The 15385-nt window shown below is 63.4% G+C and carries 16 protein-coding genes; 7 read left to right on the forward strand and 9 right to left on the reverse strand.

Translation table 11 applies throughout. The features are described 5' to 3' along the window. Nucleotides 1-81: 81 nt before the first annotated feature. On the reverse strand, nucleotides 82-1587 hold the full coding sequence (locus tag U9R80_RS06780) for a right-handed parallel beta-helix repeat-containing protein (protein WP_324804810.1): 1506 nt from the start codon (nucleotides 1585-1587) through the stop codon (nucleotides 82-84). A gap of 232 nt (nucleotides 1588-1819) precedes the next feature. Here U9R80_RS06780 and U9R80_RS06785 point away from each other — a divergent pair, with 232 nt between their 5' ends. The 3 genes from U9R80_RS06785 to def all read left to right on the forward strand — a co-directional run bounded on the left by U9R80_RS06785 (nucleotide 1820) and on the right by def (nucleotide 3670). After that, the gene (locus tag U9R80_RS06785; protein ID WP_301837103.1) at nucleotides 1820-1999 is read left to right on the forward strand and encodes a CsbD family protein; all 180 of its coding nucleotides are present in this window, start codon (nucleotides 1820-1822) and stop codon (nucleotides 1997-1999) included. 155 nt (nucleotides 2000-2154) lie between these two features. Next, the gene (locus U9R80_RS06790) at nucleotides 2155-3141 is read left to right on the forward strand and encodes a YihY/virulence factor BrkB family protein (RefSeq protein ID WP_301837102.1); all 987 of its coding nucleotides are present in this window, start codon (nucleotides 2155-2157) and stop codon (nucleotides 3139-3141) included. Then, on the forward strand, nucleotides 3131-3670 hold the full coding sequence (gene def / locus U9R80_RS06795) for a peptide deformylase (RefSeq protein WP_301837101.1): 540 nt from the start codon (nucleotides 3131-3133) through the stop codon (nucleotides 3668-3670). The genes U9R80_RS06790 and def overlap by 11 nt, the downstream gene beginning before the upstream one ends. Here the strand turns inward: def and U9R80_RS06800 are convergent. Further along, nucleotides 3622-4074 (reverse strand): GNAT family N-acetyltransferase, encoded by a 453-nt coding sequence (locus U9R80_RS06800; protein WP_301837100.1) that lies wholly within the window; start codon nucleotides 4072-4074, stop codon nucleotides 3622-3624. The genes def and U9R80_RS06800 overlap by 49 nt on opposite strands. 286 nt (nucleotides 4075-4360) lie before the next feature. Here U9R80_RS06800 and U9R80_RS06805 point away from each other — a divergent pair, with 286 nt between their 5' ends. Next, nucleotides 4361-4618: a DUF2790 domain-containing protein gene (locus U9R80_RS06805; protein WP_301837099.1), complete on the forward strand. Its 258-nt coding sequence runs from the start codon at nucleotides 4361-4363 to the stop codon at nucleotides 4616-4618. A gap of 71 nt (nucleotides 4619-4689) precedes the next feature. Here the strand turns inward: U9R80_RS06805 and ada are convergent, their stop codons facing one another. The 3 genes from ada to U9R80_RS06820 form a co-directional block, all read right to left on the reverse strand. Further along, on the reverse strand, nucleotides 4690-5751 hold the full coding sequence (gene ada / locus U9R80_RS06810) for a bifunctional DNA-binding transcriptional regulator/O6-methylguanine-DNA methyltransferase Ada (protein ID WP_301837098.1): 1062 nt from the start codon (nucleotides 5749-5751) through the stop codon (nucleotides 4690-4692). A gap of 76 nt (nucleotides 5752-5827) precedes the next feature. After that, nucleotides 5828-6451 carry a DNA-3-methyladenine glycosylase family protein gene (locus tag U9R80_RS06815; protein WP_301837097.1) on the reverse strand — a complete coding sequence of 208 codons (624 nt, stop codon included), beginning with the start codon at nucleotides 6449-6451 and terminating at the stop codon, nucleotides 5828-5830. Further along, nucleotides 6448-7794, reverse strand: coding sequence for an aminotransferase-like domain-containing protein (locus U9R80_RS06820; RefSeq protein ID WP_301837096.1), 1347 nt, complete (start codon nucleotides 7792-7794; stop codon nucleotides 6448-6450). The genes U9R80_RS06815 and U9R80_RS06820 overlap by 4 nt, the downstream gene beginning before the upstream one ends. Before the next feature lie 87 nt (nucleotides 7795-7881). On the opposite strand from U9R80_RS06820, the gene U9R80_RS06825 reads away from it, so the two are divergent. Beyond that, nucleotides 7882-8835: a threonine dehydratase gene (locus U9R80_RS06825; RefSeq protein ID WP_301837095.1), complete on the forward strand. Its 954-nt coding sequence runs from the start codon at nucleotides 7882-7884 to the stop codon at nucleotides 8833-8835. Nucleotides 8836-8857: 22 nt separating this feature from the next. On the opposite strand, the gene U9R80_RS06830 is transcribed toward U9R80_RS06825, so the two are convergent. From U9R80_RS06830 to U9R80_RS06845, 4 genes are read right to left on the reverse strand one after another with little or no spacing between them, the layout of a single operon-like run. Next, entirely contained in the window at nucleotides 8858-9181 is a 324-nt protein-coding gene (locus tag U9R80_RS06830) for a DUF3325 domain-containing protein (RefSeq protein ID WP_301837094.1), read from the reverse strand. Next, the gene (locus tag U9R80_RS06835; RefSeq protein ID WP_301837093.1) at nucleotides 9178-10791 is read right to left on the reverse strand and encodes a PepSY-associated TM helix domain-containing protein; all 1614 of its coding nucleotides are present in this window, start codon (nucleotides 10789-10791) and stop codon (nucleotides 9178-9180) included. The genes U9R80_RS06830 and U9R80_RS06835 overlap by 4 nt, the downstream gene beginning before the upstream one ends. Beyond that, the gene (locus U9R80_RS06840; RefSeq protein WP_301837092.1) at nucleotides 10788-11093 is read right to left on the reverse strand and encodes a hypothetical protein; all 306 of its coding nucleotides are present in this window, start codon (nucleotides 11091-11093) and stop codon (nucleotides 10788-10790) included. Before U9R80_RS06840 ends, U9R80_RS06835 begins: the two co-directional genes overlap by 4 nt. Before the next feature lie 22 nt (nucleotides 11094-11115). Continuing rightward, the gene (locus tag U9R80_RS06845) at nucleotides 11116-13212 is read right to left on the reverse strand and encodes a TonB-dependent receptor domain-containing protein (protein ID WP_301837091.1); all 2097 of its coding nucleotides are present in this window, start codon (nucleotides 13210-13212) and stop codon (nucleotides 11116-11118) included. Between the two features lie 174 nt (nucleotides 13213-13386). Between U9R80_RS06845 and U9R80_RS06850 the strand changes: the two genes are divergently transcribed. Together U9R80_RS06850 and U9R80_RS06855 are read left to right on the forward strand one after the other, a co-directional pair. After that, a complete protein-coding gene (locus U9R80_RS06850) occupies nucleotides 13387-14082 on the forward strand; it encodes a response regulator transcription factor (RefSeq protein ID WP_301837090.1) in 696 nt (231 codons plus the stop codon). After that, on the forward strand, nucleotides 14075-15379 hold the full coding sequence (locus U9R80_RS06855; protein WP_301837089.1) for a sensor histidine kinase: 1305 nt from the start codon (nucleotides 14075-14077) through the stop codon (nucleotides 15377-15379). Before U9R80_RS06850 ends, U9R80_RS06855 begins: the two co-directional genes overlap by 8 nt. The last annotated feature ends 6 nt before the right edge of the window (nucleotides 15380-15385 follow it).

Genomic DNA, 15385 nt, shown 5'->3' on the forward strand with positions numbered 1-15385 from the left:
CTCATTGTGCTGGGATTGGCATGAAACATAAAGCAGCCAGATGCGCCGCTTGCCAGGTGGGCAAGCGGCGCCCGCTCAGCTTCAGCGGCTGGCGTGGCCCACGGGTGCCGAAAGCGGCTGGCTCAAGGGCGAGGTGGCGCCATCGGCGCGGGTGACGGTGGCGGTGAAGGATCCGAAGGCCGTGCCCTGTTCCAGTACATAGTCGAACTGCCCCTGGCCCTTGGCGTCGGTCGGCACCATGGTCTCGCCCAGGTAATGTTCGGCTTCGCTGCCTTGGGCCTGGCGGTTGGCGAAGACTTCCAGCCGCAGCAGGCTGTCCGGCTCGCCGTGCACGGTGCCGCTGAGGCGATTGCCGTTGAGGGCGGTCAGCTGCGGTGCCGGCTGATTGTGGTTGGGCATGGGCTGGCAGTCTTTGGCCGGGGCGTTGTCGCTGCAGATCACAGCCCGGTTGGTGCCTGACTGATCGACGCCGATACCGCGCGAGCCTTCATAAATGGCATGTTCGATGGCCGGAACACCGAAGACGATGGCGCCGGTTTGCTGCTCGGCAAGGCAGGAACCACCGGCCTGGCAGCGGCGGATGTCCTGGCTGTTGTTCCAGATCTGGTTGGCACTGAGGCGGTTGCTGGTGGAGGTAGGCTCCGGACGCAGGGCGATGCCGATGCGGTTGCCGTGGATCTGGTTGCCGTCGAGGATGTTGCCCGCGCCGCTGACGCTGACGCCAATGGAGTTGCCCGTGAAGGTGTTGGCACCCAGGTAATTGCGCTGGCCCCAGTTGATCTGCAAGCCGTCGGAGTAGTTCTCGAAGCGGTTGCGCACCACGCTGTTGTCGTTGCCCCAGAGGATCTCGATGCCCTGGGACGGCTCCGGGTTGGCGGCGGTGGAACGGAACAGGTTGTCGGCCACCAGGTTGAAGGCCGCGCCACGGGTCAGCTCCAGGCCGTCGCCGTTGTCGATCAACTGATTGCGCAGCACCTTGTTGTTATTGGTGGTAGTGGCGGTTGGATTGCCCTGGCCATCGTCGCCGGTGAGCATGATGCCGGCACCGCCCTTGTTGGCGATGATGCGGTTGTCCTGGATGACGTTGTTGCTGGCGCGGTTGATCAGGATGCCGATGCAGAAATTGCGTACCTCAAGACCCGAGATGCTCACGCCCTTGGTATCGCGCAGGACCAGGCCGGGGCCGGTGGTCGTGCGTACGTTGGTGCCGAACTGGCCGGCCACCGCACCCGGGCAGGCCTGGGTGCCGTCACCGATGATGTAGGCCGAGCCGTCGATGGCGATGAACTGGCCCGTGCGCGCCCATGCGCTGCCCTCGATGCTCACCGGCCCCTGGATCGGCGGCAGCGGTGATGCCGGCTTGATCACATAAGGCGCCTTGCCCACCGGGCGGATCTCGATCCGGAACTGGCCGGGGTTCTGGTTGTTGCGTTCGATCGCCCAGCGCAGGCTGCCAGGTTGCAGGTCATCGGCGTAGCGATCCACCACCAGCGTGGTCAACGCCGTTGCCGGTGCGGCGGCAGCGGCGGTCAAGGGCAGGGCAGGCAGGGGCAGCAGCAGGGCTGCGAACAAAGGCATGACACGCATCGTAAAGACTTCCGCAATCGGCTGTTGTTTTTATCGCAGCGGCGCACAGGGCCCGCCGCGCTGTTGCCGATTCTAAAAGAAGCGCTTGCGATTCAACGGGGTGGCGAGGCGAATCGGGGCGGTATTCGCCCGCTGTTTGGCCACCGGGCAAATAATTGAAACTCCCGAGCAAGGCCACAGGTCCACTGACTGTCGATTCTGACAGCCCGTTTTTTCCTTCAGGAGAACTCCCATGAGTGGCACCAAAGATAAAGTCAAAGGCCTGGCCAACGAAGCGGTCGGTAATGTCAAACAAGGTATTGGCAAAGCCACCGACAATGAGCGCCTGCGCGCCGAAGGCGAGTTGCAGGAACGCAAGGGCGAAGCCCAGCAAGTGGTCGGCAAGGTCAAGGACGCGGTGAAGAAGCCTTGAGCGATGCCGCTGACGTGACACAACGGCCACCCGGGGTGGCCGTTGTGCTATCTGCAGCAATCAATCGCAACCTGGGGGCGATCGTCGTTTAGACTTTACTGCAGACTTTGATGAGGAGCCTTTTCCATGACCCTCGAACGGCGAAAGGAGACGCTATGATTTTCCCCGACCTGCGCGGCTTGCCCTTGCACCGCGTGCTGGTGCGCACCGTCAAGGAATTTCTCGATGACGAGATGTCCACCTATGCGTCGGCACTGGCCTACCAGATGCTGTTTTCGCTGTTTCCCTTCCTGCTGTTCCTGATTGCCCTGATCGGCTTTTTGCACTTGCCTGACTTCTTCTCCTGGCTGCGCCTGCAATCGGAGCTGGTATTGCCGCCCCAGGCGCTGGAGCAGGTGAACCCTGTGATTGATCAGTTGCAGCAGTCCAAGGGCGGCTTGTTGTCAGTAGGTATCGTAATCGCCCTGTGGACAGCCTCGGCCGGTGTGCGGCTGATGATGAGCGCCATGAACGCGGCCTACGATGTGGTCGAAGGGCGCCCGGTGTGGAAGCGCATTCCCTTGTCGATCATCTATACGGTGGGCATCGCCGGCATGTTGCTGGCAGCGGCGGCGCTGATGGTGCTGGGCCCGCAGGTGATGGAGTGGATCGCTTCGCAGATCGGTATGCAGGAGTTCATTGTCACCTTGTGGACGGTGTTGCGTTGGCCGGCCATCATCATCCTGATGATGGTCGCCGTGGCCCTGATCTATTACGTGATGCCGGATGTGAAGCAGGAGTTTCGTTTTATCACCCCAGGCTCGGTACTGGCCGTGGTGGTGTGGATCATGGCATCGCTGGGCTTTGGTTATTACGTCAAGACCTTCGCCGACTACAACGCGATGTATGGCAGCATCGGTGCAATTATCGTGTTGCTGCTGTACTTCTATATTTCTGCCGCGGTGTTGTTGCTGGGGGCGGAAATGAATGCGGTGATCGAACATATGTCGGCCGAAGGCAAGAACCCGGGTGAGAAAGAGGCCGGCGAGGACGCCCATGAACATGATAAAAAGCATGTTTCCGGGTTGGGGCGCGATCACTCGCTCGACCACCCGGCCACGCCCGAGGGCGAACCCTTGAGTCGAAGTTCCCATGATTCGTGACATTCTGAAAATGGGCGATGAGCGCTTGTTGCGCATTGCCCCGCCGGTGCCGCAACAACTGATCGGCAGCGCCGAACTGGACCAGTTGATTGCGGACATGTTCGAGACCATGCGTCATGTGGGCGGCGTTGGCCTGGCCGCACCGCAGATCGGGGTCGACCTGCAACTGGTGATCTTCGGTTTCGAGCGCAGCGAGCGTTATCCGGATGCCGAGCCTGTACCGCAGACGATCCTGCTCAACCCGGTCATTACGCCGCTGGGCACTGAAGTGGAAGACGGCTGGGAAGGCTGTCTGTCAGTGCCGGGCCTGCGCGGTGTGGTGCCGCGTTACCGACGCATCCGCTATGAAGGCATCGACCCTCAGGGCCAGGTGATCGACCGCCTGGCCGAAGGCTTTCATGCACGGGTGGTGCAGCATGAGTGCGACCATTTGATTGGCCGGCTGTACCCGTCGCGCATCCATGACTTCAACAAGTTCGGCTATACCGAAGTGCTGTTTCCCGGGCTGGACCCGGCCAGCGACGACTGAATGCGGGCCATCGCCAGCAACGGCTTGCTGCGCTGGTAGCGGGCCAGGCGTTCGCCCAGCGCTGGCGGCAAGTGCGAGCAGGCGTCGAAACCCAGGCGGTTGTAGAAGTGCAGCAGATCCGGATGGCAGAACAGCCACACCGTTCCTTGAACAGCGTGCAGCGCCGCCTCCAGCAGGTGACGGGCGATCTGCTGTCCGCGCCAGGGGCTGGCAACCCATAAGCCGGTCAGCCAGTGGCCACCGGGTACAGGGCTCAGGCACAAGGCGGCGACAATTTCATCGGCGCGGGCGACCCAGAGTTGCCCGTCCGTGGCTGCGCGCATCGGCGAATGCTGGCTTTTGTAGAATTTATTGAGCAGTGGCCGCTCGGGCCCGGTCAGCGGGCAGTAGCGTAGCGAGGGCACCGAAAATCTCCTGCGGGGGCTCTGGTCCGCGCTTTTACACCGATGCAGGCCGGTTGTCGAGGGGCGCAGGTCGTTGCCATTGTTACGGTTACGGTAACAGTGATTGTCTGGCGCAGGGCTTAAAGCCATCATCCCAAGTTGTAAACTAGCCCTGTCCCACACAGAACATAAACAGTGGGATCGGTACTTCGTGTTATGTCTTGTGTATTTGATATAACAACTTCTCCGCGCCCCTGTTGGCCAATGAAGTCAATCGATTAGTTTGATTGCTTTGCAGGCTCATATTATGAAAAGTTTACTGGTACTTGCCCTCGTGGGTGTGTCTTCGTTCGCCATGGCCGATGAAATCAACACCGCGGCGGTACAACCTGCCGTCGAACAGTATGACTACACTCAGGATCTGGATATCGCCAAAGTTATCAACTTGTCGACCATTCCCAATGTATGTGAAGTTGTGCCGGCTACCATGACCTATGAAGATCATCAGGGCCAGCGCCACACCATTGAATACCGCGCCATGGGCAGTGGTTGCAGTAACGGTTGATTGATAGTTGCTGCAGCAGTAACCGCTTTATTGTCAAAGCCGTCGGCAATGTCGATGCCTGACCCTGTTGTCTACGGGGCCTCACGTTCCAGCAACTGGCGCTTGCGTTCCACCCCCCAGCGATAGCCCGACAAGTTGCCGTCACTGCGCACCACCCGGTGGCAGGGAATGGCAACGGCCAGACTGTTGGCTGCACAGGCCTGGGCCACGGCGCGCACCGCCTTGGGGGCGCCGATGCGCTGGGCGATCTCGGCGTAGCTGGCGGTGGTGCCTGCCGGAATCGTGCGCAACGCCTGCCACACCCGCTCCTGAAAGGCCGTGCCGCGCAAGTCCAGCGGCAAGTCCAGGCCAATGCCCGGTGTTTCGACCAGCCCCACCACCCTGGCCACCAGGGTTTCAAACGTTGCGTCTGCGCCCAGCAGATTGGCCTTGGGGAATTTGTCCTGAAGTTCTTGCAGCAATGCTTGAGGGTCATCACCGAGCAGAATCGCGCAGATCCCTCGTGCACTTTGCGCCACCAATATCGCCCCCAACGAACACTGACCAATCGCAAAGCGGATATCGGTGTTGGCGCCGCCATCGCGGTAGGCCCCCGGCGTCATGCCCAGGCGTGCATTGCTGGACTCGTAGAAGCGGCTGTTGGAGTTGAAACCGGCCTCGTACAGGGCGTCGGTGATCGTCGAGGACTGCTGCAACTGCTTGCGCACTTTGCGCGCCCGGTGGGCCGAGGCGTAGGCCTTGGGCGTGACCCCGGTGACGGCCTTGAACACCCGGTGAAAATGAAACGGACTCATGTCCAGTTGCGCGGCCAACTGGTTCAAGCTCGGGGCAGACTCGGCATTTTCGATCAGTTGGCAGGCGCGGGTGACCTGAGCGCGGTGCAAGTCGGCGACATGGGTCTGGTCTGCGGCCCGGCGTTTGCTCGGCCGGTAACCGGCCGCTTCCGCTTGCGCAGGGGTGTCGAAAAACTCGACGTTCTCGATCCGCGGCAGCCGCGAGGCGCTGCTGGGGCGGCAGTACACCCCGGTGGTGCGCACCGCGTAGACAAAGTCCCGGTCGGCTGCCGGGTCGCGCGCCACGATGGCTTGCCAGCGTGGATCGGATTCGCTGATACGGGGTTTGCCCTGGCTCATGCCGATAGTCTCTTGGTGAGGGTCGATACGTTCAGGTTAGAGCGGACCGGTTGCGGAAAAACTCCGGGTCTTGCGTTCAAACTCGCGTGTTCGGCACGCGCCACAAATACCAGGCGGCGAGGGTGCGATAGGGTTGCCAGGCCAGGCCGAGCTCGATCATCTGCCGACGGGTGGGCTGAACCTCGAGCCCCTGCAGGCGACGGTAGCCCTCGCGCACGCCAAAGTCATCGGCCGGCAGGATGTCCATGCGTTCCAGGGTGTAGATCAACAGCATCTCCACGGTCCAGCGACCGACGCCACGCAAGCTGACAAGGCGTTCGATCAGTTGCTCGTCCTCCAGGGCCATCGCCTGTTGGTGATCGGGTACCACGCCGTCGATGCGGGCCAGGGCGATGCCCTGAATGGTCGCCACTTTGCTGGCGGAAAAGCCGCAGGCACGCAGTTGTTCCGGGGTGGTGGCCAAGACCTGTTCGGGGCTTGGGAAATCGCACCCTGGGTACAACGCAATCAACCTGCCCAGAATCGCGTCGCCCGCTTTGACATGCAGTTGCTGATAGGCGATGGCCCGCACCAGTGCCTGGTAGGGGTCGCGATGGGGCAGCGGTTGATGCAGGCAAGGGCCGATCGCTTCAACGTGTGCGGCCCAGCGCGGATCAAGGGCGGCGAGAAAATCCTCGGCCTGACGATAGAAGGTGTTCATTGGATCTCCATGGCCTGCGCTACCCGTTCGAGTGCCTGTTTGAGTTCAGCACGGCTGCTGGCCGCCGACAGGCTGATGCGGATGGCCGGCAGGTCGCTGCGTTTTACCGCAAACACCTCGCTGGGTACCACTTCCACGGCGCAGGCCCGGCAGCGTTGCACGACCACGTGCGCAGGTTGCGGGCAGCTCACCCAGATGTGCGGCGAAGGGTGCTGGCTGTAGAGCCGCTCACTGCCCAGGATTTTGCGCGCCAGGTACCAGCGCTGTTTCACCTCCTCGCGGGCCCAGGCCAATCGCCGTGCCGCGGTGCCATCGGCGATCCAGCGACAGGCGATCTGCAGGTTCAGCGGGGAAACCTGCCAGTGGGTTGCCTGGGCATGGGGATCAACCTTGGCCAGCAGTTGCGGCTCGGCGACGATCCAGCCCAGGCGCAGGCCGGCACCCACCGTCTTGGACAGGCTGGTGACCAGTACTCCCTGCGGGCCGAGCCGCGACCACAGCGGTGGCTGGTCGGTCAGCGCGCCATAGACGTCATCCTCGATCAACAGCAATTCATGGCGGCGTACCACCTGGGCCACGGCCTGCTGGCGTTCATCGCTCATGCAGGCGCCGGTGGGGTTCTGCAGGCTGGGCGTGAGCACCAGCACCCGCGCGCCGGTGGCACGCGCGACGCGGTCCAGGTCATCCGGGAGAATGCCTTGGTGGTCCTGGGCCACGCCATGGATGGGCAGGCGCAGCTGGCGGCACGCGGCCTTGATGCCCGGTGCCGTCAGGGCCTCGACCAGCACCGGCTCGCCGGCCTGGCACAGCGACAGCAGCAGGCTGAACACGCCTTGCTGGGCACCCCCGCACAACAGCAACTGGCCGGCGTTCAATTGCAGGCCGCGATTGGCCAGCCAGGCGGCGCCTTGTACCCGGGCCAGCAGCAGCGCTTCGGCGCTCAGGTAGTGGTCCAGGCTGTGGACTTCGCCGTCGCGCAGCAAGGCTTGCAAGGTGCGCTCGATGTCCTGGTTGTCGGGGTCGGTTACCGGGACGTTGGTCGACAAGTCGATCAGGCTGGGTTGCAGGTGGCGATGCTTGAGGTGAAACAGCGTGGCTTCCTTGCTGCCGGCCAGCACATAGGTGCCGCGCCCGACCTCGCCACTGACCAGGTGCCGGGCCGCGGCTTCCCGGTAGGCCTGCTGGGTGGTGCTGGGGTTGAGTCCCAGGTTCCAGGCCAGGCGCCGTTGCGGCGGCAGGCGTTCGCCGATTTTCAGCTCGCCCGCCTCGATGGCGGCGGCGATGGCATCCACCAGTGCCAGGTATCGGGGCTGGTCATTGTCGGGCAGGGTAGGGGTCCACATTTATTGTTGGCCATGCAATATATGGTTTGGCCCATACAATGCGCCGGGGCTAGGATCAGGTCAAACCCACTGCTGCCGAGGTGCTCCATGTTCGACCTGCCCGCCCTGCGTGACGCTGCCCGCCTGGTTCATGCCAGTGTGCCCGCTACCCCTCAATACGCCTGGCCGCGCCTGGCCGAGCGGCTGGGGTGCGAGGTGTGGGTCAAGCACGAGAACCATGCGCCGACCGGCGCGTTCAAGGTGCGCGGCGGCCTGCTCTATGTGCAGTGGCTGCTGGCGCAGAAGCCGGGCGTTCGCGGCCTGGTCACCGCCACCCGGGGCAATCACGGCCAGAGCATGGCCCTGGCGGCACGCAAGGCAGGCTTGCCCATCATCATCGTCGTGCCCCAGGGCAACTCGCGGGAAAAGAACGCGGCCATGCGGGCCCAGGGCGCGGAGTTGATCGAGCATGGCGCGGACTTTGACCAGTCCCGCGAAGAAGCGGCGCGCCAGGCGCAGCAGCTCGGCTATGAAATGGTGCCGTCCTTCCACCCGCAATTGGTACGCGGGGTGGCCACCTATGCGCTGGAACTGTTCGACGCCGTGCAGGACCTGGATTGCGTGTACGTGCCCATCGGCATGGGCTCAGGCATCTGCGGACTGATCCAGGCCCGCAACCTGCTTGGCCTGCGCACCGAAATTGTTGGCGTGGTCTCGACCGAGGCGGATGCCTTTGCCCAGAGCTTCGAGCAGGGCCGCATCATCACCACCGCCACGGCCAACACCTTCGCTGACGGCATGGCCTGTCGCATCCCGGTGCCGGAAGCGTTCGAGATCGTCCGGGAGCATGCGGCCCGCATCGTCCGGGTCAGCGATGAAGACATCGCCCAGGCCATGCGCATCTATCACGAAGACACCCACAACACCGCCGAAGGCGCCGGTGCGGCCGGTCTGGCCGCTCTGATCAAGGAGCGTGAGCGCCAGCGGGGACGCAAGGTGGCGGTGATCCTCAGCGGGGCCAATGTCGATCGGGAGCGGTATGCGCAGGTGTTGGCTGGCTAGCGCCCGGGCCGGGCGCTCGCCCTCACAGCCACATCAGTAGCAGCATCATGGGGGGGGTACCCAGCGCCAGTGGAACAATCAGCCGTGGCGTGTAGCTCAGCAGCAGCACCACGGCGCAGGCGGCCAGGCCCAGGAGGGTAATCCAGAGGGCCAGGCCAACCGACGGCCCCAGCTCCATTGCCACGGGCGCGATAGCGCTCGCCAACAACAGCCAGCCCGACAGCCTGAGCAGCCAATGGCGAGCCGGTGTGATCTTGGCCTCGAATACCTGCTGATAATGGCGTTCGGTGCCCAGGCACAGCGCGCTCAGGCTGCTGAAACACAGGGCCAGGCAGAGTGCGATCATGTCGTAGGCTCCTGTGCCGCGACGGCAGCGCGGGGCTGGCGCTGCACCCGTTGCAGTGGCTGGTGCCGGTTGAGCTTCCACGCGGCAAAGGCCATCAGCACTGCACCGGCCAGCAAACTGAGCTCCATGCCGGCCAGCAGCCACTGTCCACGGGCGAGACTGGCGAGCAGATGACTGTGCTCCAGGGTGAAGCTGAACAGCGGTAGCGCAGCGAACAGCACCGCACCCAGGCTCAGTTGTTCGATCCAGGCCCGTTTATGCGAACGCCACAGTGGATGCATCAGGCAAATCAGCCAGGCAATGAAGAAACTGCGGATTTCCCAGTCCGCGCGATGCGCCATGCCCACCGGCAACAGTCGATTGGCCCAGAAGTACGCGCCGGTGGCCACAGGCAAGCCGGCCACGCACCCCACGTTGAGCACCTCTACCAGCCGATGGCCAAACGGCGTGCACCCGGATTTCTGCCGCTCCGGCAGGCGCTTGACGACCCAAAGCACCAGCCCCGTGGCGATCATCGCCGTGCCCAGCAAGCCGCTGATAAAGAACGCCCAGCGCAAGGGCGCGCCGGCAAAGCGAATCAGGTGCAGGCTGGAAAACACGTTGTAGATGGCATTGGTGGTGCTGATCGCCGGGCCGGGCGGGGAGGGTAGCAGCGCCCCGGTCGCACCGTTGAAGCGCAGGCGTTCGCTGGCGCCGCGGTCGATCAGGCTGTCACCGCCACGTTCACGCAATTCGATCACCGCACTGGACAACCCGGGGTTGCTCACACTGATACTGCCCACGCCGGTGGGCCAGCGACGTTCGGCCTGGTCAAGCAGGGGGGCGAAGTCGGTCAGCGGCGCGTCACTGCTGGCGGGGCGCCGGGCGGGCGGGGCGTCGGTTGCCGAGCCGCGGGCGCCGCGGCCTCCACTCTCGGCGAAGAATGCCTGGGTATCGCCCTGATAGGCACTCTGCACTCCCCAGGGCATGAGCATGAACATCAGCAGCAACAAACCGCTGTAGGTGATCATGAAGTGGAACGGCAGCGACAGCACTGCTGTTGCGTTATGGGCATCGAGCCAGGAGCGTTGGCCCTTGCGCGGGCGAAACGTGAAGAATTCCTTGAAGATCTTCTTGTGGGTGATGACGCCACTGACCAGTGCCACCAGCATCACCATGGTCGCGGCGCCGACGATCCAGCGGGCGATGAGGCGTGGCATGCCGTACAGCTCGAAGTGGAAGCGATAGAGAAAGCCTGCCCCGCGGGTTTCGCGCACCGCGATCGGTTCGCCGCTGCCGGCGTCGAGGGTCAGGCGCTGGCCACCGCCTTTACTGATCGGCTGGCCTTTATCGAACCACTGGACCTGGGCGACCGCGCTGCGCTCGCCGGGCAGGTTGATACTCCACTGCGCGGCATCAGGGGCCAGCACCTGCATCTTTTGCGCAACCCGCAAGGCGGTGCCCCTGTCGGCGGTGGATGCATGCTGCTCAGGCTTCATCCAGAAGCTGATTTCTTCCTGGAAGAAGCTCAAGGTCCCGGTCAGAAACACCGCGTAGAGCAGCCAGCCCAGCAACAGGCCTGTCCAGGTATGCAGCCAGGCGTTGGCCTGGCGAAAGCCGAGTGCCTTCATGCCAGTAGCTCCCGCACCAGCAGGTGCAGCGTCGGCAGCACCGCACAGGCCCCGGTGATCAGCCAGGCGCGCAAGGCAGTGGCGGCGCTGAAGGCCCAGATCGCCACCGCGCAGTACGCGATGAAGGCCAGCATGGTCGCGGCCAGTACCGCTTGTGGGCGCGGCAGGGGCAAGGCCACGCTGAGGCTGGCCGCCGTGAGCGCCGCCACGGCATAGCCGCCGAACACCGCCAGCAGTACACGGACGATGGTGGCGACGGGCAGGCGGGCGCGACCGGGTGAGGGTTTGGCGGAAGGGTTCATCGGTCTGTCTCAGGCAGGGTGATCAGAATTGATAGTTGGCCTTGAGCCAGAAACGGCGACCGTCTTCGGCATAGGAGTAGGCCGAGTCGGTGTCGATTTCTCGCACTTTATTGGTCAGGTTGTAGCCCACCAGGCTGAAGGTCAGGTCTGGCGTGGCGCGCCAGGTGGTGCCGACATCGACCGTGGTGAAGGACTGGGTGCTTTCCGAGACTGCGCCGCCTTTACCCCAGGCAATGCTGGTTTCCTCGCCGTGGTAGCTGGCGGTGACGAAGCTGTCCACGGTGTCCAGCACGGCCCAGTCCAGTGTCAGGCTGCCCGAGTGCATGGGCGTTGCCACCAGCGGTTCGCCATCGGACAGGGGGTAGCCAAAGCCGAGAATGGTGGAGTCACCGCTCTCCACATTGGAGTCCAGGTAGGTGTACTGGCCCTTGAGTCTTAGCCGTTCGTTGAAGCGGTAGCTGGCCGCGGTTTCGACACCGCGTACCGTGGCGCCGCTGATGTTGAAGTAGGTGCTGTAGATTCGCCCGGTGATCGGATCGGGTGGTACCGGTGTGCCGTCGGGGTAGACCAGCTGACGGGTGCCGGTGTTGGCGATCTTGTTCTCGTAATCGGTATCGAACAGGGTGATGTTGCCGCTGAACGCGCCACCGGCATCGTAGTACAGGCCGATTTCGCGGTTCTCGCTCTTCTCCGGCTTGAGGTCCGGGTTGCCCCAGGTGTAGGCACCGCCGCGTTGCGGCAGGCCGATGCTCGGGTTGATCTGGGTAATGTTCGGCGACTTGAAGCCTTTGGCCACCCCCCCTTTGAGCGTCCAGTCCGAGTCGATATGCCACACGCCATAAAAGCGTGGCGTCCAGTGACGGCCGAAGAATTCGTTGTCATCCATGCGAATGCCGGCGGTAAGGCTGAAGGTATCGGTGACGCTCCATTCATTCTCGGCAAACAGGGATTTCTCGGTCATCGACGTCCCGATGCCGTTGCCTTCGGGACTGGCGTAATAACCGTCCGCTTCCAGTTCGTCCTTTTTCCATTGGGCACCGGCGACGAACATATGGCGCTCCAGAGGTAGGCTGATCTTGCTCTCGAACACCGTGTTGGTGACTTCGGGGCTGACCGTCTGATTGCCGGTCTGGATATCGCTGTCGCGTACCACCTCTTCCCGGTACAGGCTCAGGTCAGTGGTGCCGAATGCCCAGTTGCCGGTGTGGGCCAGCACATAGCTGTCACGGGTATAGGTGTTGTTGTTCTTGGTGTCGGTGTCGGCCAGGGTCTTGCCCGGGGTGTTCCAGAACTCTTGCTCGGTGCGGCTGGCTTCGAGCATGAATTCCTGTTGCTCGTCCGGGGTGAGCCACAGGCGTGCGGTACCGGTCTGGCGGTCGGACTTGGAGAAGCCGTCGTAGATCTCGTCTTCCTTGCGCTGCTTGTCAAAGCCCCAGACCTGGAGGCCGAGACGGTCTTGCACCAGCGGTCCCGACAGGTAGGCATCCATCTGGGTGCTGTCACCGGCGTTGGAGCTGTCCTGGAAGGTATGGTCGGCGGAGATGGCACCCGACCACTGGCGCGAGACCTTGCGGGTAATGACGTTGATCACCCCGCCCATGGCCTCGGAGCCATACAGCGTGGACATCGGCCCGCGGACTACCTCGATGCGATCAATGGCTTCGACGGGCGGAATCCAGTTCATCTCCAGGCCTTCCGAGGTACCGCCCTTGAGCGTGACCTGGCTGGTGTTCTGCCGGCGCCCGTCGATCAGGATCAGGACATGGCTTGACTCCATGCCGCGTATCGAGATCGCGCCCTTGTCGCCACCGATGACACTGACGCCCTCGGCGTTGCGTACCGCGTCCGCCAACGAACGGAACTGCTTGGTTTCCAGCTCTTCCCGGGTAATCACCGAAACGCTGGCCGGGGCGTCGCGCATGTCCTGGCTGAAGCCGGCCGCGGTGACCACGGTCGAGCCGATTTCCAGGGCGGGGTCGTCAGCCTGGGCGGGGGTTTGAACGTCGTTTGCCTGTGCCAGGCCGGCATTCAGACCAAGGCCCAGCAGGGCCGTGACGAGGGCAAGGTGGCAGGGGGCGAAGGGGACAGGGCGGGCGGTATCGCGACAGTACAGGTTCATAGACAGCGTTCCAGGGTTTCTTGCAAAGCTGCAAATCAAAATAATAAGCTGTATCAATTGCGTCTTTCGGGCGGCGATGTTGCCAGCCGAACCTGACCAGAACCTGACGGGTTGCAAATCATTCGCTTTAACTTGCGGTTTGAGTGCGCGGTTTTCTTTTTCGGACTGATGTAGATGAAAGTGCTGGTTGTGGAAGATCACGAGGCGCTGCGCGGATTGCTGGTCGATCATCTGGTGCAGGCCGGCTTTGCCGTGGATGCCGCAGCCAGTGGCCGCGAGGCCCTGGCGTGGCTGGAACTGGGCAGTTACGACGCGATGCTGCTCGACCTGGGGCTGCCGGACATGGATGGCATGGCCTTGCTGGACAAGCGCCGGGGCACTGCCAATGCCGACCTGCCCTGTATCGTGCTGACTGCACGGGATGCCCTGCACAGCCGGGTGGCGGGCCTGAATGCCGGGGCCGACGACTACATTCTCAAGCCGTTCGATATGCAAGAGCTGGAGGCGCGCCTGCGTGCCGTGTTGCGTCGCCCCGGCAGCCGCGTGGACACGGTGATGCGTTGTGGCAACCTGGTGCTGCAACCGCAAACTCGCCATATGTCGGTCGATGGCAACGCCGAGGTGGTCCTGCTGGCGCGTCGCGAAGCCATGCTGCTTGAAGAGATGCTGCGGATTGTCCCGGGTATCGTGATCAAGGAGCGATTGGAGGAGCGTCTTTACGCCTTCAACGAACCGGTCACCCCCAATGCCATCGAGGCACTGGTCTCGCGCTTGCGGCGCAAGCTGGCGTGCGCCGGTGCCGACAGTCGAATCGACACCGTGCGCGGGCTCGGCTACCGGCTCCAGCAGGTCGATACCGCCAATGGCTAAGCGCAGCCTGCGCTGGCGTCTGCTCACGGCAATGTTGGTGGTATTCGCCCTCGGCTTCGGCAACCTGGCGATCTACCTGTACGGCACGCGCGATGCACTGCGCCGGGCGGTGATGACCATCGAGGCCCAGGTGATAGCCAATGGTTTCAGCGCCAGTAGTGATCCCGCGAGCCTGCCGAGTCACTACGCGGGCGGTGAGTTGTCGTATTCCTTGTACGCGGCGGACGCTCAGCTGTTGTGGATGTCGCCCAACCTGAAACACCCGCGTCGCCTCAAACAACCCAGCGATGACGGCGGTGGCTTGTACTGGAGTGCCTTCAGCGGTCGCGTGGTCAGTGTTCCGGTGCGCTTGGCAGACGGGGCGATACTGATGGTCGCCAAGCAAGACACGCTGGAGCGCGAAGTGATTGGTGACCTGCTGGCGGCCCGCTTGCAGCACAGCCTGGTGCTCATGGTGCCGATCGGCCTGGTATCGCTGGTGCTGATTCTGCTGTTGCTGCACTGGTCGTTGCGCCCGGTATATGCGGCGGCAAAACAGGCACGCGGCATCGGCCCGGCACGCCCCTCCCAACGTATTTTCCTGGCGCATCTACCCAGTGAGATCCAGCCCTTGGCCGATGCCGCCAACAGTGCCCTGGATCGTCTGGCTGCCGCCTATACCGCTGAAAAGCGCTTTGTTGCCGACGCCGCCCATGAACTGCGCACACCGCTGACCGTGCTGGACCTGCGCCTGCAGGCGGCTCGCCGTGACGGGCAGATGCAATGGCCGGCACTGGAAGCCGAGATGCAGCAAATGCGTCGGCTGGTGACGCAATTGCTGGAACTGGCCCGCCAGGAGGGTGAGGCCAGCGAGGGCTCGGCCATGGAGCAGCAGACCAACCTGTCACGTGTCACCCGCGAGGTGTGTGCTGCCTTGTTGCCTTTGTTCGAGGCGCGCGGGCGCCTGCTTGAGGTCGATATCGCCGAGGGCTGCGAGTGCCGGGGCAACGCCGACCAATTGCGCGAGGCGCTGGCCAACTTACTGGAGAACGCACTGGTCCACGGCCAGGGGTGTGTGCAGGTTGCCTTGTACCGCTGCGGGCAGGCGTTGCACCTGGACGTTGCCGACCAGGGCGTCGAGATCGAGGCAGCAGAACGGGAGGCGATGTTCCTGCGTTTTCGCAAGGGCCGGCAAAGTACTCAAGGCACCGGGCTCGGATTGGCAATCGTGCGCCAGATCGTGCAGAACGCTGGCGGGCGGGTAGCGTTTGTCGAGGCGCCGACTACCACGGTGCGGGTTGCGCTGACACCGGTTTGAGCGTTG

The sequence above is a fragment of the Pseudomonas sp. JQ170C genome, assembly GCF_035581345.1.
Classification (GTDB): domain Bacteria; phylum Pseudomonadota; class Gammaproteobacteria; order Pseudomonadales; family Pseudomonadaceae; genus Aquipseudomonas.